Raw genomic sequence first — 20,785 nt, forward strand, 5'->3', positions numbered from 1 at the left:
GTCAGCCTCTCTCAAGGTCGTGCGTCGGTACGGGATCGAGCGAAGGATCGAGCTCGGGGACCGCGGCCAGCGTGCGGTCCACCTCCGGCTGCAAGCCGAGGTCGTCCCCGCGGGCCAGGCCCGCGACCTCGACGTGCGTGACACCGTCGTGCACCCAGGATCGCACCCAGACGCGGCGGCGCGGCAGGAACAACGAGCCGGTCAGGCCGACGAGAGCGGCCAGGGAGAAGCCCAGCACCCAGCCCAGGGAGGGGTCGTGGCGCAGGTCCAGGGCGACGTACCGCGGGACGTCCTCGCCGAGCATGACGGTCCCGAGACCGTCGGGCAGCTCGACGCTGTCCCCCGGTTCGAGCAGGAGGGTGACCCGCTCGCCGTCCTCGTCCACGGAGGCCGTGAGGTTCTCGGTGTCGAGGCGGTACACGTTCTGCGGCACGCCGTCGTCCAGGCCGAGGTCGCCGCGGTACACCTCGAGCACGAGCAGCGGGTCCTCCGGCGAGGGGAAGACGGAGCGGGCCGAGCCGTCGGGGTCGATGACCGCCGTCGGCAGGAAGTAGCCGATGAGCCCCACCTGGTCGAGCCCGCCCGAGACGTCCGGGACCTTGACGACGCCGCGCGAGGTGTAGAGCTGGTCCTCCGGGATGAACGGCACCCGTCCGGAGAACGCGACCTCGCCCTCGGCGTCCTCCACCGTGATCTCCGGGGCGTAGCCGTTGCCCTGCAGGTAGATCTTGGACCCGTCGATCACCAGCGGGTGGTTGACCTTGATGGTCTCCTCGGACGCCGAGCCGTCCGGCTCCGTCACCGTCACCGAGGCCGTGAAGTCCCGCGACTGGGCGAACGCCGCGCCGTCGGTCGCGAACTCCGACGTGAACTCGTCCAGCGTCATGGAGAACGGGACGAGCGACTCGGGCTGGAACCAGGCACCGCTCTCGAACGTGTCGTAGTCGACGACGGCGTTGGCGAACCCGCGCCCCTCGGTGATGATCGCCTGACCGCGGTAGTGCATCAGCTGTCCGACGCCGACGGCGACGACGAGGCCGAGCAGCGCCAGGTGGAACAGCAGGTTGCCGCTCTCTCGCAGGTAGCCACGCTCGGCGGCCACGGTGCGGGCCGCCGGCCGGGCGGGCACCCGGCCGCGCGCCGCGCGCGCCTCCTCGTCCGCCGTGTCCACGCGGAACGTCGGGAGCCACCGCGACCGGCCGCGCAGGTGCTGCGCGACGGCGTCGGTCACCTCCTGCGGCGACGCGGACGTCGTCCCGGACGCCTGGGCGGGGAACCGGGCGAACCGCGCCGGCGTGCGCGGGGGCCGGTTCCGCAGCGCCTTGGCGTGCGCGATCGTGCGCGGCACGATGCAGCCCACCAGCGAGACGAACAGCAGCAGGTAGATCGCCGAGAACCAGGCCGACGAGTAGACGTCGAAGAACCCGAACTTGTCGAGCCACTCCCCGGACGTGGGGTAGTCGCCCAGGTACTCGAGGACGGCCGCGGGGTCCTGGCTGCGCTGCGGCAGGATCGACCCCGGCACCGCGGCCACGGCGAGGAGCATGAGGAGCATGAGCGCCACGCGCATGCTCGTGAGCTGGCGCCAGGTCCAACGCAGCATGCCGCGCCATCCGATCCTGGGTGCCCGCGCGGTGCCCGACGGCGGCGCACCGGCCGGCGGCCCGGCCTCGGCGTCGGTCGCCTCGCCGCCGCGGGCGCCCTGGGTGAACTCGTCCGCGATCCCCTCGGGACGATAGCTGCGACCGCTCATCACACCACCGTCGTGTATCCGCTGATCCAGCTCTGCAGGACGCTCGTCAGCGAGCCCCACAGGCCGGTGACCATGGCCAGCCCGATGGCGACGAGCAGCCCGCCGCCGAGCCGCATGATCGCGAGCCGGTGCCGGCGCAGGAACCCGAGCATGCGCTGGGAGGACTGCAGACCGAGGGCGACCAGGAGGAACGGCACGCCGAGCCCGACGCAGTACGCGATCCCGAGGACCACGCCTCGCCCGGCCGACGCCTCGTTGAGGGCGAGGGACTGCACGGCGGCGAGCGTAGGTCCGAGGCACGGGGTCCAGCCGAGCCCGAACACCACGCCGAGCAGCGGCGCGCCCCACAGGCCCGCGCGAGGGCTGACGTGCAGCCGCCGTTCCCGCTGCAGGAACCCGATGCCGCCGAGGAACGCGACCCCCATGAGGATCACGACGACGCCCAGCACCCGGACGAGCACGTCCTCGTAGCGCACCAGGTAGGCGCCCACGGCCCCTGCGGCGGCCATGAGGGCAACGAACACCGCCGTGAAGCCGAGCACGAAGAGCGAGACCCCGAGCAGGACGCGGCCGCGGCCGGGAGCGCGCGGCGGTGCCGTCGTCGTCGTCGCTCCGGCCGGCTCCGCCGTGCCCGACGAGCCCGCGGGACGCGCCGGCCCCGCGTGGGCCGCGGCGAGACCACCGACGTACCCCACGTACCCGGGCACCAGCGGCAGGACGCACGGCGAGGCGAACGACACCAGGCCGGCGAGCAGCGCGACGAGCACCGCCAGCAGCAGGGAGCCGCTGACCGCCGTCGTCGCGAAGACCTCACCCATGGGTCAGCCGTCCTCGGAACTGGTCACCGCGGACACCTGCGCCTCTGCTCCGGCCGAGTGCCTCGTCCCTCGGCCCTCACCCTGCGCGACGTCTCCGCCGTCCTCGGAGAGCACGTCGTCGACGATCCCGTCGAGGGTGGAGCCGGCGACCTGTCCGACGACGCGCGCGGCGACGCGTCCCTCGCCGTCGAGCACCACGGTGGACGGGACGGCCTGCAGCGGCACGACGCCGGACAACCCGGCGACCACCTGTCCGCTGCGGTCCTCGATCGACGGGTAGCCCACGTCGAACGTGCGCTGGAAGGCCAGGGCGGTGCCGGCGTCGTCCTCGGTGTTGATGCCGAGCAGGTGCACGCCGTCGTCCGCGCGGTCCTCGGCGAGCGCCACCAGGTCGGGAGCCTCGGCGCGGCAGGGCGCGCACCCCGCATACCAGGTGTTGAGCACGACGACGTCGCCGCCCCAGTCGGCGGTGGAGACCTCGTCCCCCTCGAACGACGTGCCCTCGACGACGACGGCGTCGCCGCGCTCGTCGGGTTCCCACTGCTGGACGGAGCCGTCGCCGGAGACGAAGCCCTGCCCGACGACGTCGCCCGCCCCGGAGTCGGCGGGCCCGCACGCAGCGAGCAGCCCGAGGCAGGCCGCCAGGGCGAGCGCCCCGACGTGGGACCGGGTGTCGCGGCGCATCAGGCGCCCGGCACGGGGTCGGCACCGGCGATCAGGTCACCGGCAGGCTCGGAGTAGTGCAGACCGGCGAACCGGTCGTCGTCGAACGTCAGGGACGTCAGGGAGGCGAGGGCGCACTCGCGGCGACGCGGGTCGTGCGCGAGCCGGCGCCCCTCGAAGGCCCGCCGCGTCACCCAGACGGGGAGCTGGTGGCTGACCAGCACGACCTCGTGTCCGGCGTAGGCGCGGCGCGCGTCGTCGACGGCGGCCCGCATCCGGGCGACCTGCGCGGCGTAGCTCTCGCCCCAGGACGGCCGCAGCGGGTTCCACAGATACTTCCAGTACCGGGGGTGCGCGAGCTGTCCGGGACGCTTGCCGATCGTGGTGCCCTCGAAGCTGTTGCCGGCCTCGAGGAGCCGGTCGTCGGTCGCGAGCTCGACGCCGAACACCGACGCGGTCGGCCGAGCCGTTTCCTGAGCACGCTGCAGCGGGCTGGCGACGACGGCGACGACGTCCCGGCCGCCGTCGGACAGGTGCTCCGCGACGCGCTCGGCCATCCGCTGGCCGCGGTCGGACAGGCGGTAGCCGGCGATGCGCCCGTACAGGACGCCGTCAGGGTTGTGGACCTCGCCGTGCCGCAGGAGATGGACGGTGGTGGTGGCCATGGCCCCCAGTGTCCCAGACCGGAGGCGTCCTCAGGTCCGGTCCAGGCTCGTCCCAGCCCCTCCGTGACGGGCCTCACGGTCGTGGACGCCGGTCCCCCGGTCCGGGAATACCCGTTGACGACCGACGGTTCATGCATTTCGATGGAATCGCCCGGTGGGGCGACCACATCGCACCCGACAGCCACTCACAAGGAGCATCACTCATGGCCACGCCGCTGCCCGCAGGTCTCAACTCCGGTACCTACGTCATCGACGCCGCGCACTCCACCGCGTCCTTCTCCGTCCGCCACGCGGGCATCTCCAAGGTCCGCGGCACCATCGGCATCGCCGCCGGCGAGATCACCGTCGGCGACGACCTCGAGTCCACCTCGGTCTCCGCCGAGCTCGACGCCGCGTCGGTCAACACCGGCGACGAGAACCGCGACGGCCACCTCAAGAGCGCCGACTTCTGGCACGCCGAGGAGAACCCCGTGTGGTCCTTCGCCTCGAAGAGCATCGACAACGAGGGCGACGACTACGTCATCTCCGGCGACCTCACGATCAACGGTGTCACCAAGGCGGTCGCCCTGCCGACCGAGTTCGCCGGCACCGCGAAGGACCCCTTCGGCAACGACCGCGCCGGGTTCGAGTCCGAGCTGGAGATCAACCGCAAGGACTTCGACCTCACGTGGAACGCCGCGCTCGAGACCGGCGGCTTCCTCGTGGGCGACAAGGTCAAGATCGCGCTCGACATCTCCGCGATCGCCCAGAGCTGACCTCTCCCCAGTGGTGTAGCACCCCCGAGGCGCGAGGTGCTGCACCACGCGGGCGAAGTCGGGTGTCGGGTCCCGTGCACGGTCGTCAGACCCGAAGTGGAGGGCGCGCAGCGCCCGTGAACGCGACCGTGCACGGGACCCGACACCCGGCGGAGCGATACCGCGCTACCGCGCCGCCGCCCGACCGGCCTGGCTCGCCGCGCCGTCCGCCACACCGTTGGCGTGGCGGGCCGCGGCGTGGAAAGCCAGGATCTGCAGCTCGCCCGCGACGTCCACGCTGCGCACCACGACGTCGTCGGGCACGTGGAGCGCGACGGGTGCGAACGACAGGATCTCGCGCACCCCCGCGCCCACCACGCGCTCGGCGATCTCCTGCGCCGGGGGACCCGGCGTGGCGAGCACGACCATCGACACGTGCCGCTCCACCACGATGCGCTCCAGGCCGTCGACGTGCTCGACCTCGAGCCCGGCCGCCCGGCCACCGACCACGGCAGGGTCCGCGTCCAGGAGCGCCACCACCTGGAACCCCCGCGCGGCGTACCCCGAGTAGTTCGCCAGCGCGTGCCCCAGGTTGCCGACGCCGATGATCGCCAGCCGGTGCTCGGACCCCAGGCCCAGGGCGGCGGCGATGTACGACGACAACGACTCGACGTCGTACCCGACCCCTCGCGTGCCGAACGACCCCAGGTACGACAGATCCTTGCGCAGCTGCGCCGACCCCACCCCCGACCGGTCCGCGAGATCGGACGACGACGTCGTCGCCACCCCCTCGCGCATCAGGTCCCGCAGGGCGCGCAGGTAGTACGGCAACCGCGCCACCGTCGCCGCGGGCACCGTCACCTCGCCGATCTCGATCACGTGTTCTTCCCTCCCGGGGGCCGGGCCAGCCGCCGCGCCAACCGTGCCGCGTCGATCCGCCAGAACCCCTGCTGCACGCCGTCCACCTCGACGACGGGCACGTAGTCGCCGTACCGCTCCACCAGAGCGGGCTCGGCGTCGATGTCGATCTCCTGCCAGGTCTCGCCCATCTCGGCGCACACCGCGGCGACCACCGCCCGTGCCTCGTCGCACAGGTGGCAGTCCGCCCTGCTGTACACGACCACCCGGGACGCGTCTGGTCGGGTCGAGGTCCTGCTCACGAGCACAGCGTATCGGCGCTACTACAGTGGGCGGCATGTCGTCTCAAGCTGCGCCCCCGGTCGGACCGACGGCAGCAGCCTTCTTCGACGTCGACAACACGATCATCCGGGGCGCCAGCGCCTTCCACCTGGCCAGGGCGCTGTACCAGCGCAAGTTCTTCGGGACCCGGGACCTGCTGCGCTTCGGCTGGATCCAGGCGAAGTACCTCGTCTTCGGCGAGTCGCGCTCCCAGATCGAGACCGTCCGCACGCGAGCGCTGTCCCTCATCGCCGGCCGCTCCGTCGCCGAGATCACCGCGGTCGGCGAGGAGGTGTACGACACCGTGCTGGAGCTGCGCATCTTCCCCGGCACCAAGCGCCTCCTCGACGAGCACCTCGCCGCCGGCGACGAGGTCTGGCTCGTCACCGCCACGCCCGTGGAGATCGGCGGCCTCATCGCGCGCCGGCTCGGCGCCACCGGCTGCCTCGGCACGATCGCCGAGCACTCCGAGGGCTACTACACCGGCGCCCTCGTCGGCGACCTCATGCACGGCGAGGCCAAGGGGGCCGCCGTCCGCGAGCTCGCCGAGCGCGAGGGCCTCGACCTCGACGCGTCGTTCGCCTACGGCGACTCGCTCAACGACCTGCCGATGATGCGGTCGGTCGGGCACCCCTGCCCGATCAACCCCGACGCCCGCCTGCGCCGGCACGCCAAGGAGGTCGGCTGGCCGATCCGGGAGTTCCGCGGACGGAGCCAGCGGGTCGCAGGTCGCGGGATGCGCACGGCGTCCTGGGCCGGCGCCGCCTGGGTCCTGGGCCTCGTGCTGCGTGCCGCCCAGCGCAGCGTGCGCCGCCGGCTGCGGGGACGCTGAGGGCACGCAAAGAGCCCGGCACCCCTGAACGGGGTCCGGGCTCGGTGCGCGCGGCCCGCCATCGGCGGGCGCGGCGTCACTTCTTGTTGCGGCGCTGGTGGCGCGTCTTGCGAAGCAGCTTGCGGTGCTTCTTCTTCGCCATGCGCTTACGACGCTTCTTGATGACGGAGCCCATGAGGTCCTCACAATGCTGATCGGTGATGGAGGCCGGTTGGTCCCGACGATCCTGTGCCCGGTGTCCGTGTGCACGAACCCCAGGACCAAGCACTGCCGACCAACGCGAAAAAGTCCGTCCCCCAGAATACCCGACCCGAGGCGGTGCCCCGAACGTCGGTCGAGCCGCTGTCGATCGAACCTGCGGTTCCGCTCCTCCGGCTCAGTCGAGGAACGGGTCGAGACCCAGGCCCGGGAAGACGTGCCGGCGGGTCGCCAGCACCGCTCGGTCCACCGCGTCCGAGGGGTCGTAGCCCTCGCTCCAGGACCGCCATGCCACCTCGCCGCGCCCGAGCGCCGTCGCGGGCACCAGCCCGGACATCTCCTCGGCGGCGGTGCGCCACGTCGCGGGCAGCGGTCTGCCCGGCGAGATCGGCACGTGGGCCGCCTCCGCCACCAGTGCCGACCACACGAGCGGCACCACGTCGACGACGGCGTAGCCGCCCCCGCCCAGCGCGACCCACCGGCCGTCGCACAGCTCGTGCGCCAGCGCGTGCACCCACGAGGCCACCTCCACCTGGGCGTCGATCCCCACGTTCAGGTCCGTCAGCGGGTCGTTGCCGTGCGCGTCCGTGCCGTGCTGCGACACGATCGCGTCCGGCCGGAACTCTCGCAGCACCAGGGGCACCACGGCGTCGACCGCCCGCAGCCAGCGCGCCGAGTCGGTACGGGGCGGCACGGCGACGTTCACGGCGGAGCACTCCGCGCCGGGGCCACCGGTGTCCGCGGGGTTGCCCGTGCCCGGGAAGAGGGTGTGACCGTCCTGGTGGACCGACACCGTCAGCACGCGAGGGTCGTCCCAGAAGATCGACTCGACCCCGTCGCCGTGGTGGGCGTCCAGGTCGACGTACGCCACCCGCTCGGCACCCAGGTCGAGCAGCCGCTGCACCGCGGCCGCGGCGTCGTTGTAGACGCAGAACCCCGAGGCGGCACCCCGACGGGCGTGGTGCATCCCGCCGGCGACGTTGACCGCGTGCTGCACCTCGCCCGTCCACACCGCCTCGGCGGCCGCCACCGACGCGCTGACGAGCCGGGAGGCGGACTCGTGCATCGAGGTGAAGATGGGGTCGTCCTCGGTGCCGAGGCCGCGCGCCAGGTCCGGTTCGCCGGTCCGCGCCGCGTGCTGCACCGCGGCGATGTACTCCGCGTCGTGCACCGTGCGGACCAGCGCGTCGCTGCTCGGAGGGATCGGCGCCAGGCCGAGCCCGGGCTGGTCCAGCAGACCGAACGCCGTGACGAGCCGCAGGGTGAGGTCGAGCCGGGCCGGCGCCATCGGGTGCCCCGGGCCGAAGTCGTAGGTCAGGAGCTCGGGGCTCCACAGCAGCCGGGCGACGGACATCCCGCCACGGTAGCCGAACCCGTGGCAGGCTGGGCCAGACGCCTGGCGGATGAGACGACGGAGGAACCGGTCGGTGGCGACGAGGTGGCGGGACCGCGGTGCGACGCTCCGGGAGTGGACGGACCGCACGGCCCGGGAGTACCCGGCGCGCCTGGCGATGACCGTCTTCGGCGCGGTCATCGTCGTCTTCACCCTCCTGCTGCTGCCTCCGTGGGCCACGGGGTCCGGCGAGGGGGCACGCTTCGTCGACGCGCTGTTCACCGCGGTCTCGGCGGTGTGCGTGACCGGGCTCGTCGTGGTGGACACCGGTTCCTACTGGTCCGAGTACGGGCACGCCGTCATCCTGGCCGGGATCAAGATCGGCGGGCTCGGGGTGATGACCCTCGCCTCCCTGCTCGGCATGGCCGTCTCGCGGCGCATCGGTCTCACCCAGAAGCTGCTGACGGCTTCCGAGGCCAAGGTGCGCACCAGCAGCCTGGGCGAGGTCGGCTACCTCATCCGGCTCATCGTCGTCGTCTCGGTCAGCATCGAGGCGACGGTCGCGGCGATCCTGCTCCCCCGGTTCCTGGCACTGGGCGAGAGCTTCGGCTCGGCGCTGTGGCACGCCGTCTTCTACGGGGTCTCGGCGTTCAACAACGCGGGCTTCGTCCCGACCACCGACGGCCTGATGCCGTACACCTCGGACTGGCTCGTCGTCGTGCCGATCGGCCTGGGCGTGTTCGTGGGGGCGCTGGGCTTCCCGGTGATGGCGAATCTCCTGCAGGCGCGCAGGTACGGCCGGCGCTGGTACCGCCACCTCTCGCTGCACACTAAGCTCACCGTGAGCACGAGCGTCGCGCTGTTCGTGGCGGGATTCGTGGCCATCGGGGCGATGGAGTGGACCAACCCGCGCACGTTCGGCGAGCAGGACGTGCCCACGAAGCTCCTGTCCGCGGCGTTCGCGTCGGTCATGCCGCGGTCGGGCGGGTTCAGCACGGTCGACACCGGCGAGATGAACGGCGAGTCCTGGCTGGTGATGGACGCCCTGATGTTCGTGGGCGGCGGGTCGGCGTCGACGGCGGGCGGCATCAAGGTGACCACCCTGGCGGTCATGCTCCTGGCGATCCTCGCGGAGGCCCGCGGCGACCGGGACATCGACGTGTTCGGCCGTCGCATCCCGCGCGACACGCTGCGACTCTCCATCGCCGTGGTGTTCATCGGCGCGACGATGGTGCTCGCCTCCTGCATCGCCCTGCTCAGCATCACGGACTTCTCGCTGTCGGAGATCCTGTTCGAGGTCATCTCGGCGTTCGCCACCGTGGGCCTGTCCACCGGCATCACCGGGGACCTGCCGGACAGCGGCAAGTACGTGCTGTGCGCGCTGATGTACCTCGGCCGCGTGGGGACGATCTCCGTCCTCGGCGCCATCGCGCTGCGTGACCGGCGGCGCGTCGTACGCTTCCCCGAGGAGCGCCCGGTCATCGGGTGAGACGGAGGTGCAGCGAAGCAAACCGCAGACCCACCCGGCAGACACGCCAGGTAGACCGCTGAGACGAGCTGGAGGAACAACAGGTGGCTGAGAAGAAGGCGTCCGAGCGGGACGCCGGTGTGCTCGTGATCGGGCTGGGCCGGTTCGGGTCGGCGATCGCGACGACGCTCGACCGGCTCGGCCAGGACGTGCTCGCCGTGGAGACCGACGACCGTCTCGTCGCGCAGTGGTCGGGCCGGCTCCCCGTGGTGGAGGCCGACGCGTCGAACCCGGAGGCGCTGGAGCAGCTCGGCGCGAGGGACTTCGGCGTCGTGGTGGTCGGGGTCGGGACGCAGCTCGAGGCGTCGGTGCTCATCACGGGCAACCTGGTGGACCTCGGGACGCCGCAGATCTGGGCGAAGGCGGTCTCCGCCGAGCACGGTCGCATCCTGACGCGCATCGGGGCGCACCACGTCGTGTTCCCGGAGTCCGACGCGGGGTCGCGGGTGGCGCACCTGGTCAGCGGCAAGATGCTGGACTACATCGAGGTGGAGGACGGGTTCACGATCGTCAAGATGCGCCCGCCCCGCGAGATGCAGGGGTTCACGCTCGCGCAGTCCGACATCCGCAAGAAGTACGGGGTGACGGTGATCGGGGTGAAGTCCCCGGGGATCGACTTCGCCTACGCGACGCCGGAGACGCGCGTCAGCGCGAACGACCTGCTGGTGTGCTCGGGTCACGCGGACCTGCTGGAGCGGTTCTCGGCGAGGCCCTGACGTCCCTCGGCAGCGCCGCGTCGGGCGCGAACCTCACGGGGTCCGTCGGCGCAGGGTGACGACACCGAGGACGACGGCCCCGACGATGAACGCGACGGTGACCCCCACCGCGCCGGCGACGTCGGCCCACCCGGCACCGGCGGCGATCTGCTGCATGGCGTCGACGGCGTAGGTGAGGGGGAACGCGCGAGAGATCCACTCGAGGACCTCGGGCATCTGGTCGCGCGGCATGAGCAGCCCGCAGACGATGAGCTGCGGGAAGATCAGGGCGGGCATCATCTGGACGGCCTGGAACTCGGTGCGGGCGAGGGCGGAGGCGGCGAGGCCCAGGCACGATCCCAGGAGGGCGTTGAGCAGGGCGACGAGGACCACGAGCCAGACCGGGCCGGCGACCTCCATGCCGACGACGAGCGCGAAGCCGACCACGACGAGCGCCTGCAGCAGCGCCAGCGCGCCGAACGCCAGCGCGTAGCCGCCCACGAGGTCCCCCTGGCGCACGGGGGTGGTCATGAGGCGTTCCAGCGTGCCGGACTGCCGTTCGCGCAGCGTGGCGACGCTGGTGACGAGGAACATGACGATGAGCGGGAAGATCCCGACCAGCAGGGGCCCGAACTGGTCGAGGACGGGAGTGCCGTCGAACATCCAGGCGATCAGCCCGAGCAGCAGGCAGGGCAGCGCGAGGATGAGGGCGACGGTGCGGTGGTCGCGGCGCAGCTGGGCGAGCACCCGGCCGGCGGTGACGAGCATCATCGGGACTCCTGGGTCGAGCGGTCGACGAGCGCGAGGAACGCCCGTTCGGCGTCGGGGGCCCCGGTGGTGGCGAGCAGCTCGTCCGGGGTCGTGTCGGCGACGAGCGCCCCGGCACGCAGGAGCAGCAGCCGGTCGCACTGCGTGGCCTCGTCCATGACGTGGCTCGACACCAGCAGCGTGCGGCCCTCGGCGGCGAGCGCCCGGAAGGTGGCCCACAGGTCGCGGCGCAGCACGGGGTCGAGCCCGACGGTCGGTTCGTCGAGGACGAGCACCTCGGGGTCCCCGACGAGCGCGGCGGCGAGGGACACGCGGGAGCGTTCCCCGCCGGACAGGGTGCCCACGGCCTGGTCCTCGTGGCCGGCGAGGTCGACGGTGTCGACGGCGGCCGCGACGGCGTCCGCGGTGCCCGACGCCGGCACGCCGGCCAGGCGGGCGAAGTACCGCAGGTTCTGGGCCACGGTGAGGTCGGTGTAGACCGATGCCGCCTGCGTGACGTACCCGACGCGGCGTCGGAGAATCGCGGTGCCGGCCGGTTCACCGAGGACGGTCGCCTCACCGGTGACGTGGTCCTGGACGCCCACGAGAGCGCGCAGGAGCGTGGTCTTGCCGGAACCGGAGGGGCCGAGCAGGCCGACGACCTGCCCGGCGGGAACGTCCAGGTCGAGGCCGTCGACCACCTGGCGCCCACCGCGCTCGACGCCCAGCCCGCGGGTCCGGACCACCGGGCCCGTCCACTTTTTCGCCATGTGGTGAATTCTGCTCCTGGCAGAGCCGCCGCGCAAGAGGTTCAGGCCAGCTCGCCCGTGAGGTAGCGCTGGATCGTGGGGCCCACCAGTCGGGCGACCTCGTCGGCAGGCATCGACGCCAGCGGGTCGATCGGGACCAGATACCGGGTCAGCAGCACCCCGGCGACCTGCGAGGCGACCAGGGAGCTGCGTCGTCGCGCGTCGGAGACGCCGAGCCGCTCCACGATCGGGCCGAGCACCTCGGAGCCCAGGAAGCCCGGCAGCAGGGCCCGCAGCCCTGGATCCGCCATCACCGCCGGCATCACGAGCCGGACGGTCGCGCCGCCGTCGCCGTCCCACAGCTCCAGGACGCCTCGCACCAGGCGCTCCCCCAGCTCGTCGACCGGGCCGCTCAGCGCCCCCTGCACCATCGCCGCCGGATCGACGGGCGAGATGCCCAGCGTGGCCGTCAACAGCTCCCGCTTGCCGGCGAACCAGTGCCGCACCGTGCCGGGGTCCACGCCCGCACGCCGCGCGACGCCCCGGACCGAGGCGGCGTCGTAGCCCCGCTCGAGGAGCTCCGCCCGGGCCGCGTCGAGCACGAGCTCGCGCGTCCCATGACCGGCGGGCCGCCGACCACGACGCGACGTCGCTCCGTCCGACACGGCTCAGCCTCGCTGCGTCGGCCGAGCCTGCGGCTCCGTCCCGAGCTCGGCACCCAGCTCGCGCGAACGGTCCCGCGCCGCCTCGATCGCCGTGAGGAACGCGGCCCGCACGCCGCCGTCGTCCAGGCGCTTCAACGCCTGGATGGTGGTGCCACCGGGCGAGGACACCTTCTCGCGCAGGATCGCAGGGTGCTCGCCGGTCTCGGCGAGCAGCAGGCCCGACCCGAGCACGGTCTGCACCGCCAGCCGGCGGGCGACGTCGCGGGTGAGCCCGAGGAGGACCCCCGCCTCGGCCATGGCGTCGACCACGTAGAACACGTAGGCGGGCCCCGAACCGGCGACCGCGCCGAACGCGTCGATCTCCTTCTCGGTGATCCGGAGCGTCTCTCCGGTGCCGCCCAGCAGGGCCTCGACCAGCGCGACGTCCGCCTCCGCGGCCGTGGGGCCCGCGACGACGGCGGTCACCCCGCCACCCACCTGCGCGGGCGTGTTCGGCATGGTCCGCACCACCGGTTGCCCCTCTGGCAGGTGGCGGGCGTAGACCGACAGCGGCAGGCCGACGGCGACGCTCACCACGACGGCGTCCGCGGCGAGGGAGCCCGCCACGGCGTCGAGCATCGCGGCGACGTCCTTCGGCTTGACGCCGACGACGACGACCTTCGCCCCCGCGACGGCCTCGGCGTTGTCGGTCGTCGTCCCGACGCCGTACCGCTCGGCGAGCTCGGCGCCGCGCTCGGGACGGCGCACCGTGGCGACGACGTCGGACGGCGCGAGGCCCGACGTCAGCGCTCCGGCGAGGACCGCCTCGGCCATGTTCCCGGTGCCGAGGAAGGCGACTCTCGTGCCGGCGATCTGCGTGGTCATCTGCTCTCTCCTGTGACGGTGCCCTACAGCGGGAAGGCCTGGTAGAAGTCCTGGACGAGCTGGTCGGGGCCGGTCGCCTGGAACACCACGGTGCCGTTGCGCCAGGTCACCACGGACTCGCCCGCGGCCGCGCCCGGCGTGACGACGTACGGGCCGACGGTCTCGCCGTCGACGGTGACGTCGCCCTCCGCGACGGGGTCGCCGGCGGCCTCCAGCAGCGCGGAGTGCACCTCGGCGGCGGGTTCCGGCTCGGCCCACTGGCCGGCCACCAGCGCCACCTGCGCACCGCCGTCGGAGCCGTCGCCGTAGGTCACCTCCCACGCCTCGATGGCGTCGGCGCCCTCGACCCAGTCGCTCTCGGCGACGTCGAGCCGGACGAGCTGCAGCACGTCGTCGGGCAGGGCGGAGAGGAGCTCGGTGGCGTCCTCGGGGAGCTCCGCGGGCTCGGCCGTCGGCGTGGGCGGGGCGGCGGTCACCGTGGTGTCGGGCTGCGGGTCCGCGTCCTGGCGGGCGAACCCCGGCCACACGAACGCGGTGACCACGGCGACGGCCGCGATCACCACGAGGGCGACGACGAGCCCGACCTTGCGGCGACGGACGACGGCGGCCCGCGACTTCTTCTGGTGCACCTTGTCCCCCGGGGTCCGGAATCCCGGGGACATGTACCCGGGCCTCTGGTCGACCATCGACGTCCTCCTGCTCTCCCCTCGCGCGGCGCTGCCGACGAGGGTGTCGCGCAGCAGCCTACGGCCTGGCGTCCGCGACGGCACCGGTCCCGGCACCGGTGTCGGGACCGGGCTCCGTCCGGTGTCGGTGACGGGACCTAGCGTGGCCCCGTGAGCACCACCACCTCCGCGCGCTCGCGCGCCAAGTCCTCCCGTCCGGCATTCCGCTGCAGCGAGTGCGGCTGGACCACCGCGAAGTGGGTGGGCCGCTGCGGGGAGTGCCAGGAGTGGGGCACCGTCGCCGAGGAGGGTCCGGCCTCGGCGGGACCGCGCACGACGGCGGTCAACCCGGTGCGCTCGGCCGCCCGCCCGATCGCGGAGATCGACGTCGACGCCGCCCGGGCGACCCCGACCGGCGTGGAGGAGCTCGACCGGGTCCTGGGCGGCGGTCTCGTGCCCGGGGCGGTGGTGCTGCTCGCGGGCGAACCGGGCGTCGGCAAGTCCACGCTGCTGCTCTCGGTCGCCTCGAACGCTGCCCGGGGGGCCGACGGCGTGGCCCGCCCCGTGTTGTACGTGACGGGCGAGGAGTCGGCCGGGCAGGTCCGGCTGCGGGCCGAACGCATCGGCGCGCTGGCGGACACGCTCCTGCTGGCGGCCGAGACCGACCTGGCCACGGTGCTCGGGCACCTGGAGGCCGCCGACCCCGCGCTGCTGGTGGTCGACTCGGTGCAGACCATCGCCTCGGCGGAGGTCGACGGCGCGCCCGGCGGCGTCAGCCAGGTGCGGGAGGTCGCGGGCGCGCTCATCGCGGCGGCCAAGGTCCGTCAGGTGCCGGTGCTGCTGGTCGGGCACGTCACCAAGGACGGCACGGTGGCGGGACCCCGCACGCTCGAGCACCTGGTCGACGTGGTGTGCCAGTTCGAGGGCGACCGCCACTCGCGGCTCCGGATGGTGCGGGCGGTCAAGAACCGGTTCGGCCCCACGGACGAGGTCGGCTGCTTCGACCTGTCGGAGTCGGGGATCGTGGGGCTCAGCGACCCCAGCGGGCTCTTCCTGTCCCACCTCGGCGCGGGCGTGCCGGGCACCTGTGTCACGGTGACGCTCGAGGGTCGCCGTCCGCTGGCCCTGGAGATCCAGTCGCTCGTGGCGCCGTCCCCCCTGGCCAACCCGCGGCGGGCGACGAGCGGGGTCGAGTCCCAGCGCCTCGCCATGATCCTCGCGGTGCTGCACCGGCACGCCGGCCTGCGGCTCGCGGACTCCGACGTCTACGCCTCGACCATCGGCGGCGCCCGGGTCACGGAACCGGCGGCGGACCTCGCCACCGCGCTGGCCATCGTCTCGGCGCGTACCGGGGACGCCCTGCCGGCCGGGACGGTCGCGGTCGGCGAGGTCGGGCTCGCGGGCGACATCCGGCCGGTGACAGGGCTGGAGCGACGCCTGACCGAGGCCGCACGGCTGGGGTTCAGCCGCGCCGTCGTACCGGCCGGCACCTCCGTCAAGGCACCTGCTGGTCTCCGCCTGGCCGAGGCGCGACACATCGCCGAGGCGGTCGAGCTCGCGGCTCAGGGCGACACCACGCGGACAACCCGTCCCCGGGAGGACAGTCCGTCGTAGAATGCGCAGGTGGCTCCCTCGAACGCGCACCCCGACGCCCTGCTGCGGGAGACCCTTGCCGCGGTCGCCCCCGGCACCGAGCTGCGGGACGGCCTCGAACGCATCCTGCGGGGCCGCACCGGCGCACTGATCGTCCTGGGCCTGGACAAGACCGTCGAGGAGATCTGCTCCGGCGGGTTCGTGCTCGACGTCGAGTTCTCCGCCACCCGGCTGCGCGAGCTGTCCAAGATGGACGGCGCCGTCGTCCTCGACCGGGACTCCACCCGCATCCGGCGCGCCGCCGTCCAGCTCCTGCCCGACCCGACGATCGAGACGAGCGAGTCCGGCACCCGGCACCGCACCGCCGAGCGCGTCGCGAAGCAGACCGGCCTGCCGATCGTCTCGGTCAGCCAGTCGATGCGGATCGTGGCGATCTACATCGGCGGCATGCGGCACGTCCTGGAGGACTCCGACACGATCCTCGGGCGCGCCAACCAGGCCCTGGCCACCCTGGAGCGGTACCGCTCACGCCTCGACGAGGTCTCCGGGACCCTCTCCGCCCTCGAGATCGAGGACCTCGTCACGATCCGCGACGTCTGCGCGGTCGTCCAGCGCCTGGAGATGGTGCGCCGGATCTCCGACGAGATCGACGGCTACGTCGTCGAGCTCGGCACCGACGGCCGGCTGCTGCGGCTCCAGCTCGACGAGCTCCTCGGCGGGATCGGCGCCGACCGCGACTTCGTCGTGCGCGACTACGTCGACGTGGACCGACCGGGGCGCACCATCCAGGACGTCCACGCCGATCTCGCGGCGCTCGACTCGGCGCAGCTCCTCGACCTGTCGCAGATCGGCCGCGTGCTCGACCTGCCCGGTGGCGGCGTCGCCCTCGACGCGGCCGTGGCCCCCCACGGGTACCGGCTCCTGTCGAAGGTACCCCGGCTGCCCACGTCGATCATCGACCGGCTGGTCGCCCACTTCGGCGGGCTGCAGAAGCTCCTGGCGGCGAGCGCCGAGGACCTCATGGGCGTCGACGGGGTCGGGGACCAGCGGGCCCGTGCGGTCCGCGAGGGGCTGTCCCGGCTGGCCGAGTCCAGCATCCTCGAACGCTACGTGTAGGGATCAGTCCTTCTTCTCGTCGTCCCCGGCCGGCGGGTCCTTCGTCTCGCCCGAGTCACCCTCGGTGTCGGCGACGTCCTTCGAGGTGTCGTCCTCATCGTCACTCGCGGCCGACTTCTCCGGCTCCGTCGACTTCTCGGTCTCGGCCGACTTCTCAGGCTCGGGAGCCGGCGGCTCGGCGACGGTGATCGACGCAGGGTCGCCGGCCGCGTCGGGGACGTCCGCCAGGGCCATCGTGGCCGAGTAGTCCCCCGCCGGGACCCGCTCCCGCTTGCCCTCGCAGCCCGGCGACGAGGACGACCCGCTCCACCGCACGGTCCGGTCCCAGGCCTGCCCCACGCCGAGCAGGAGGTCGTCACCGCCGGCGCTCCCGCAGTCGGCGGACGACCAGACACGCTCTCCCTCGGCGTCCGTCACCACGAGCTGCATGCTGGAACCCCGCCCGTCCAGCAGGCACGGCATCCGTCCGTCGTTCGTGACGCGCAGCGTGAACGACAGCACCTCACCTGACCTGAGCGTGCCCGTGCCCGGGGTGACGTCCAGGACGACGGCGCTCGGCAGGCAGGTCTCGGCGGGGCCGAACAGGTCGATCGGCTCCGGCGGCGACACCTTGTCGGCGCTCAGGTCCGGGCGCGGCTCGGGCCACGCCTCCCGGACGACGTCGACGGCCCGGCCGATCCCGTACCCGCTCGCGGTGCCGAGCCCGACGAGCAGGCCGACGCCGAGCAGGACGAGCAGCGTCCCGTTGCGCAGCGCACGACGACGGCGCAGCTCACGCGCCGTCGGCTTCTTCGGCCGGGGCCGCGGTGCGGTGCGCGCGGACGGCTTGGCGCGGGGGCGCGGCGTCGCGCCCGGGGCGACCAGCCCGTTCGTCGTCACCTTGCGCCCGGAGCGGGCTGCCGCCGGCTTGCGCGGCGCGGGGCCGGTCCGGCCGCGAGCACCGCGGGAGCTCGCCGAGCCGCTCGTGGCCGAGGCCGGTCGCTGGCCGCCAGACCTCTTCGCCGCCGGTCGCTGCCCCGACCGCTGTCCGGCCGACGCGGGCTTCTTCGCGGCGGACGTCTTCGACCCGGACGCCGGCTTCTTCGCGGTCGATCCCTTGGCGGCCGACGCCTTCCCGGTAGCCGACCCCTTGGCCGCCAGCTTGCGGGGCGGCGACTTCTTCGCGGCCGTGCCGCTCGTACCGCGGGCCGACGAGGACCGCGAGGACGTCGACCGGGACGTCGAGGACCGCGACGACCCGCCGGAGCCGCCCGCCGCCGAGCGCGCCGACGGCGTCGTCCGCCGTCCGCGCGAGGGGTCGCTCCGACCCCGGTCCTTCGCTGCCGCCACTACGCCCCTGCCTCCTGACACGTCCTTCCGCGGCAACGCTACGTCGTCGCGCGCGCTCCTCCACGAAGCCGCGCCGCGGTACCGGCGGGATCACCCGGGGGCCCGGACCAGGCACAATGGCGCCGTGCAGGAACTGGTCGAGCGGGTCACCGCGTGGTACGAGGACGCCGCCCGGGCACTGCCGTGGCGGGCCACCGACCGCACGCCGTGGGGCGTCCTGGTGAGCGAGGTGATGCTCCAGCAGACGCCCGTCGTGCGGGTCGAACCGGTGTGGCGGGAGTGGATGGAGCGCTGGCCCACGCCTGCCGACCTCGCGACGGCCCCGACGGCCGACGTGCTGCGGGCGTGGGGGCGCCTCGGGTACCCCCGCCGGGCGCTGCGGCTCGCGGACTGCGCCCGGGCGGTCGTGGACCGGCACGACGGCCTGGTGCCGTCGGACGAGGCCTCGTTGCTGGCGCTGCCGGGTGTCGGCGAGTACACCGCAGCGGCGGTGCGGGCGTTCGCCTTCTGGCGGCGTGCCGTCGTCGTCGACACGAACGTCCGCCGGGTGCAGGCCCGGGCCGTCACCGGCGTCGCGCTGCCCGCACCGTCGTACACGGCGGCCGAACGCCGTCTCGCCACCTCGCTGGCGCCGGACGACGACGCGACGGCGTCAGCCTGGGCCGCCGCCTCCATGGAGCTCGGCGCGCTGGTGTGCACCGCCCGCGCGCCACGGTGCGAGGCCTGCCCGCTGCGGTCGACCTGCGCCTGGCGGCTCGCCGGTTTCCCCGCGGACGAGCACGCCGCCCGACGACGGACCCAGGCCTGGGAGGGGACGGATCGGCAGGTCCGTGGCCGCGTCATGGCCGCCCTGCGCGGCGCTGACACCCCGGTCCCCCGCGCGCTGCTCACCGACGCCGGCCCACCGGCCCAGCTCGACCGGTGCCTCGCCGGGCTCGTCGAGGACGGCCTGGCGGAGACCGACGAGGCGGGGCGCTACCTGCTGCCGGTGTGACGAATCAGCGGGACCCTCCGCACGGGCTCAGAGCTCGAGGAGCATCCGGGTGTTACCGAGGGTGTTGGGCTTGACGCGGGCGAGGTCGAGGAACTCCGCGACGCCGTCGTCGTGCGACCTCAGGAGCTCGGCGTAGACGTCGTGCGTGACGGGGGTGCCGTCGATCTCCTCGAAGCCGTGCGCCGCGAAGAAGTCGACCTCGAACGTGAGGCAGAACAAGCGGCGCAGGCCCATGCCGCGCGCCCGGCCGATCAGCTCGGTGACCAGGGCGTGACCGACGCCGCGGCCGGTCCAGGCCGGGTCGACGGCCAGGGTCCGGATCTCGGCGACGTCCTCCCACATGACGTGCAGCGCACCGCAGCCCACCACGCCGCCGTCGGGGCCGGCGTCGGCCACGACGAACTCCTGGACGGCCTCGTAGTAGCCGACCATCTCCTTGGCGAGCAGGATCCGCTCGGCGGCGTACGGCTCGACGAGGTCCCGTATGACGCGGACGTCGGCCGGGAGGGCCGGGCGGACGGAGAAGCTCGCTGCGGGCACGTCGCCACTGTAGGACGCGGCCCGCGCGTCACGTCGCTCACCCGCCGGGGCGCACGAACGTTCACGCGCCGGAGTCGGCGAGCCGGGCCGCCGTCGCCTCGTCGACCACGAGGTCCGTCACCACCCCGGCCGCGAGCGCCGCCCGCAGCGGCACGACCTTGTTGTCCCCGGCGACGACGCACAGGCGCCGGGGGATCCGGCGCAGCTGGTCCGGCGTCGGGCCCGTCGCCCGGGCGTTGATCGCGATGTCGCGGTAGGTGCCGTCCGGTCGCAGGAAGACCGTGCACACGTCCCCGGCCACCCCGGCGCGGTCCAGGGTCGCGACGTCCTCCGGGTCGAGGTAGCCGGCGGAGTACACGTGCGAGGGCACGCCAGTGAGCGCGCCCACGGAGAACACCGCCAGGTCGGTGCGCGTCTGGACGTCCAGCACCCGGCGCACGGACCGCTCGCGCCACATCGCGGCCCGTGTCTCGGCGTAGTCGAAGAAGGCCGGCACCGGGAAGTGGTGCACGTTCGCCTCGAAAGCGCTCCCGATCTGGTCGATCAGCCCGCCGGCGTAGCTCACCCCGGACGTGCGGGTGTTCGCCGCGCCGTTGAGCTGCACCACCGACGAGCCGCGGGTGGCCTTGTGCGTCAGGTGCTCGGCCACCGCCGCCAGGGTGGTGCCCCAGGCGACGCCGAGCACCATGTCGGAGTCGAACCAGCGCGACACGAGGCGAGCCGCGGTCCGGGCGACCTGGCCGAGCCGCTCGGTCTCGTCGGCCGAGTCCGCGACGGGCACCACGTACACCTCGATGCCGTGCCGCGAGGCCAGCTCGCGTCCCAGCCCGGGGGCGCGGGAGTGCGCCGGGCGCAGCGTGATCTCGACGACGCCGGTGTCCCGTGCTCGCTTGAGCAGGCGCGAGACCGTGGAGCGCGACGTGCGCAGGTGGCGCGCGATCGACTCCATCTTCATGTCCTGGAGGTAGTACATCGTCGCGGCCATCACCACGTCGCGTTCCCGAGAGGTCGTCACCGCCCCAGCATGACGCGAGACGACCCGGTTTGCACGTTCGTGCACCTGGCTTGCGAGAACGTTCCCGCGATGGTGCTCTGGTGGGGAACCCGACCGAGAGGAGCACGACC

The 20,785-nt window shown here is 73.4% G+C and carries 23 protein-coding genes; 7 read left to right on the top strand and 16 right to left on the bottom strand.

Going from position 1 to position 20,785, the window contains the following annotated elements:
- Position 1: 1 nt before the first annotated feature.
- The 4 genes from resB to AC3RJ8_RS14190 are packed head-to-tail and all read right to left on the bottom strand — an operon-like array spanning position 2 to position 3,899.
- Positions 2-1,753 carry a cytochrome c biogenesis protein ResB gene (resB, locus tag AC3RJ8_RS14175; protein WP_489713207.1) on the bottom strand — a complete coding sequence of 584 codons (1,752 nt, stop codon included), beginning with the start codon at positions 1,751-1,753 and terminating at the stop codon, positions 2-4.
- The gene (locus tag AC3RJ8_RS14180) at positions 1,753-2,571 is read right to left on the bottom strand and encodes a cytochrome c biogenesis CcdA family protein (RefSeq protein WP_489713208.1); all 819 of its coding nucleotides are present in this window, start codon (positions 2,569-2,571) and stop codon (positions 1,753-1,755) included. Before AC3RJ8_RS14180 ends, resB begins: the two co-directional genes overlap by 1 nt.
- Before the next feature lie 3 nt (positions 2,572-2,574).
- Positions 2,575-3,255, bottom strand: coding sequence for a TlpA family protein disulfide reductase (locus AC3RJ8_RS14185; protein WP_489713209.1), 681 nt, complete (start codon positions 3,253-3,255; stop codon positions 2,575-2,577).
- Positions 3,255-3,899: a histidine phosphatase family protein gene (locus AC3RJ8_RS14190; protein ID WP_489713210.1), complete on the bottom strand. Its 645-nt coding sequence runs from the start codon at positions 3,897-3,899 to the stop codon at positions 3,255-3,257. Before AC3RJ8_RS14190 ends, AC3RJ8_RS14185 begins: the two co-directional genes overlap by 1 nt.
- Before the next feature lie 203 nt (positions 3,900-4,102).
- Between AC3RJ8_RS14190 and AC3RJ8_RS14195 the strand changes: the two genes are divergently transcribed.
- Positions 4,103-4,654 carry a YceI family protein gene (locus tag AC3RJ8_RS14195; protein ID WP_489713211.1) on the top strand — a complete coding sequence of 184 codons (552 nt, stop codon included), beginning with the start codon at positions 4,103-4,105 and terminating at the stop codon, positions 4,652-4,654.
- 165 nt (positions 4,655-4,819) lie between these two features.
- On the opposite strand, the gene AC3RJ8_RS14200 is transcribed toward AC3RJ8_RS14195, so the two are convergent.
- The gene (locus AC3RJ8_RS14200) at positions 4,820-5,512 is read right to left on the bottom strand and encodes a redox-sensing transcriptional repressor Rex (RefSeq protein WP_489713212.1); all 693 of its coding nucleotides are present in this window, start codon (positions 5,510-5,512) and stop codon (positions 4,820-4,822) included.
- A complete protein-coding gene (locus AC3RJ8_RS14205) occupies positions 5,509-5,793 on the bottom strand; it encodes a glutaredoxin family protein (protein WP_407319067.1) in 285 nt (94 codons plus the stop codon). The genes AC3RJ8_RS14200 and AC3RJ8_RS14205 overlap by 4 nt, the downstream gene beginning before the upstream one ends.
- A gap of 35 nt (positions 5,794-5,828) precedes the next feature.
- On the opposite strand from AC3RJ8_RS14205, the gene AC3RJ8_RS14210 reads away from it, so the two are divergent.
- On the top strand, positions 5,829-6,644 hold the full coding sequence (locus tag AC3RJ8_RS14210; RefSeq protein ID WP_489713213.1) for an HAD family hydrolase: 816 nt from the start codon (positions 5,829-5,831) through the stop codon (positions 6,642-6,644).
- A gap of 76 nt (positions 6,645-6,720) precedes the next feature.
- Here the strand turns inward: AC3RJ8_RS14210 and AC3RJ8_RS14215 are convergent, their stop codons facing one another.
- On the bottom strand, positions 6,721-6,819 hold the full coding sequence (locus AC3RJ8_RS14215) for a 30S ribosomal protein bS22 (RefSeq protein ID WP_003792170.1): 99 nt from the start codon (positions 6,817-6,819) through the stop codon (positions 6,721-6,723).
- Between the two features lie 201 nt (positions 6,820-7,020).
- On the bottom strand, positions 7,021-8,196 hold the full coding sequence (locus AC3RJ8_RS14220) for an acetoin utilization protein AcuC (RefSeq protein ID WP_489713214.1): 1,176 nt from the start codon (positions 8,194-8,196) through the stop codon (positions 7,021-7,023).
- 49 nt (positions 8,197-8,245) lie between these two features.
- On the opposite strand from AC3RJ8_RS14220, the gene AC3RJ8_RS14225 reads away from it, so the two are divergent.
- Together AC3RJ8_RS14225 and AC3RJ8_RS14230 are read left to right on the top strand one after the other, a co-directional pair.
- Positions 8,246-9,664, top strand: coding sequence for a TrkH family potassium uptake protein (locus AC3RJ8_RS14225; RefSeq protein ID WP_489713215.1), 1,419 nt, complete (start codon positions 8,246-8,248; stop codon positions 9,662-9,664).
- Between the two features lie 83 nt (positions 9,665-9,747).
- A complete protein-coding gene (locus AC3RJ8_RS14230) occupies positions 9,748-10,419 on the top strand; it encodes a potassium channel family protein (protein WP_489713216.1) in 672 nt (223 codons plus the stop codon).
- 33 nt (positions 10,420-10,452) lie between these two features.
- Here AC3RJ8_RS14230 and AC3RJ8_RS14235 read toward each other — a convergent pair whose 3' ends face one another.
- Genes AC3RJ8_RS14235 through AC3RJ8_RS14255 form a run of 5 tightly spaced genes read right to left on the bottom strand, consistent with a single transcriptional unit; the run spans position 10,453 to position 14,109 of the window.
- Positions 10,453-11,169, bottom strand: a complete 717-nt coding sequence (locus tag AC3RJ8_RS14235; protein ID WP_489713217.1) for an ABC transporter permease — start codon at positions 11,167-11,169, stop codon at positions 10,453-10,455.
- Positions 11,166-11,915 carry an ABC transporter ATP-binding protein gene (locus AC3RJ8_RS14240; protein WP_489713218.1) on the bottom strand — a complete coding sequence of 250 codons (750 nt, stop codon included), beginning with the start codon at positions 11,913-11,915 and terminating at the stop codon, positions 11,166-11,168. Before AC3RJ8_RS14240 ends, AC3RJ8_RS14235 begins: the two co-directional genes overlap by 4 nt.
- Positions 11,916-11,956: 41 nt before the next feature.
- On the bottom strand, positions 11,957-12,559 hold the full coding sequence (locus AC3RJ8_RS14245; RefSeq protein WP_489713219.1) for a TetR/AcrR family transcriptional regulator: 603 nt from the start codon (positions 12,557-12,559) through the stop codon (positions 11,957-11,959).
- A 3-nt stretch (positions 12,560-12,562) separates the two neighbouring features.
- Entirely contained in the window at positions 12,563-13,423 is an 861-nt protein-coding gene (gene proC / locus AC3RJ8_RS14250) for a pyrroline-5-carboxylate reductase (RefSeq protein WP_489713220.1), read from the bottom strand.
- A gap of 23 nt (positions 13,424-13,446) precedes the next feature.
- Positions 13,447-14,109: a hypothetical protein gene (locus AC3RJ8_RS14255; protein ID WP_489713221.1), complete on the bottom strand. Its 663-nt coding sequence runs from the start codon at positions 14,107-14,109 to the stop codon at positions 13,447-13,449.
- 150 nt (positions 14,110-14,259) lie between these two features.
- Between AC3RJ8_RS14255 and radA the strand changes: the two genes are divergently transcribed.
- Both radA and disA read left to right on the top strand, forming a co-directional pair.
- Entirely contained in the window at positions 14,260-15,702 is a 1,443-nt protein-coding gene (gene radA, locus AC3RJ8_RS14260; RefSeq protein ID WP_489713222.1) for a DNA repair protein RadA, read from the top strand.
- A gap of 9 nt (positions 15,703-15,711) precedes the next feature.
- Positions 15,712-16,797 carry a DNA integrity scanning diadenylate cyclase DisA gene (gene disA, locus AC3RJ8_RS14265; RefSeq protein ID WP_489713223.1) on the top strand — a complete coding sequence of 362 codons (1,086 nt, stop codon included), beginning with the start codon at positions 15,712-15,714 and terminating at the stop codon, positions 16,795-16,797.
- 3 nt (positions 16,798-16,800) lie between these two features.
- Here the strand turns inward: disA and AC3RJ8_RS14270 are convergent, their stop codons facing one another.
- Positions 16,801-17,676 (bottom strand): hypothetical protein, encoded by an 876-nt coding sequence (locus AC3RJ8_RS14270; protein ID WP_489713224.1) that lies wholly within the window; start codon positions 17,674-17,676, stop codon positions 16,801-16,803.
- 574 nt (positions 17,677-18,250) lie between these two features.
- Here AC3RJ8_RS14270 and AC3RJ8_RS14275 point away from each other — a divergent pair.
- Complete coding sequence (locus AC3RJ8_RS14275; RefSeq protein WP_489715647.1) at positions 18,251-19,120, top strand: HhH-GPD family protein; 870 nt, start codon at positions 18,251-18,253, stop codon at positions 19,118-19,120.
- 27 nt (positions 19,121-19,147) lie between these two features.
- Here AC3RJ8_RS14275 and AC3RJ8_RS14280 read toward each other — a convergent pair whose 3' ends face one another.
- Both AC3RJ8_RS14280 and AC3RJ8_RS14285 read right to left on the bottom strand, forming a co-directional pair.
- On the bottom strand, positions 19,148-19,660 hold the full coding sequence (locus AC3RJ8_RS14280; protein WP_489713225.1) for an amino-acid N-acetyltransferase: 513 nt from the start codon (positions 19,658-19,660) through the stop codon (positions 19,148-19,150).
- 61 nt (positions 19,661-19,721) lie between these two features.
- Positions 19,722-20,675 carry a sugar-binding transcriptional regulator gene (locus tag AC3RJ8_RS14285; RefSeq protein WP_489713226.1) on the bottom strand — a complete coding sequence of 318 codons (954 nt, stop codon included), beginning with the start codon at positions 20,673-20,675 and terminating at the stop codon, positions 19,722-19,724.
- Between the last annotated feature and the right edge of the window lie 110 nt (positions 20,676-20,785).

The organism is Isoptericola sp. MSGPD8_1_ISO-PGPR-S23-394 (assembly GCF_058072785.1).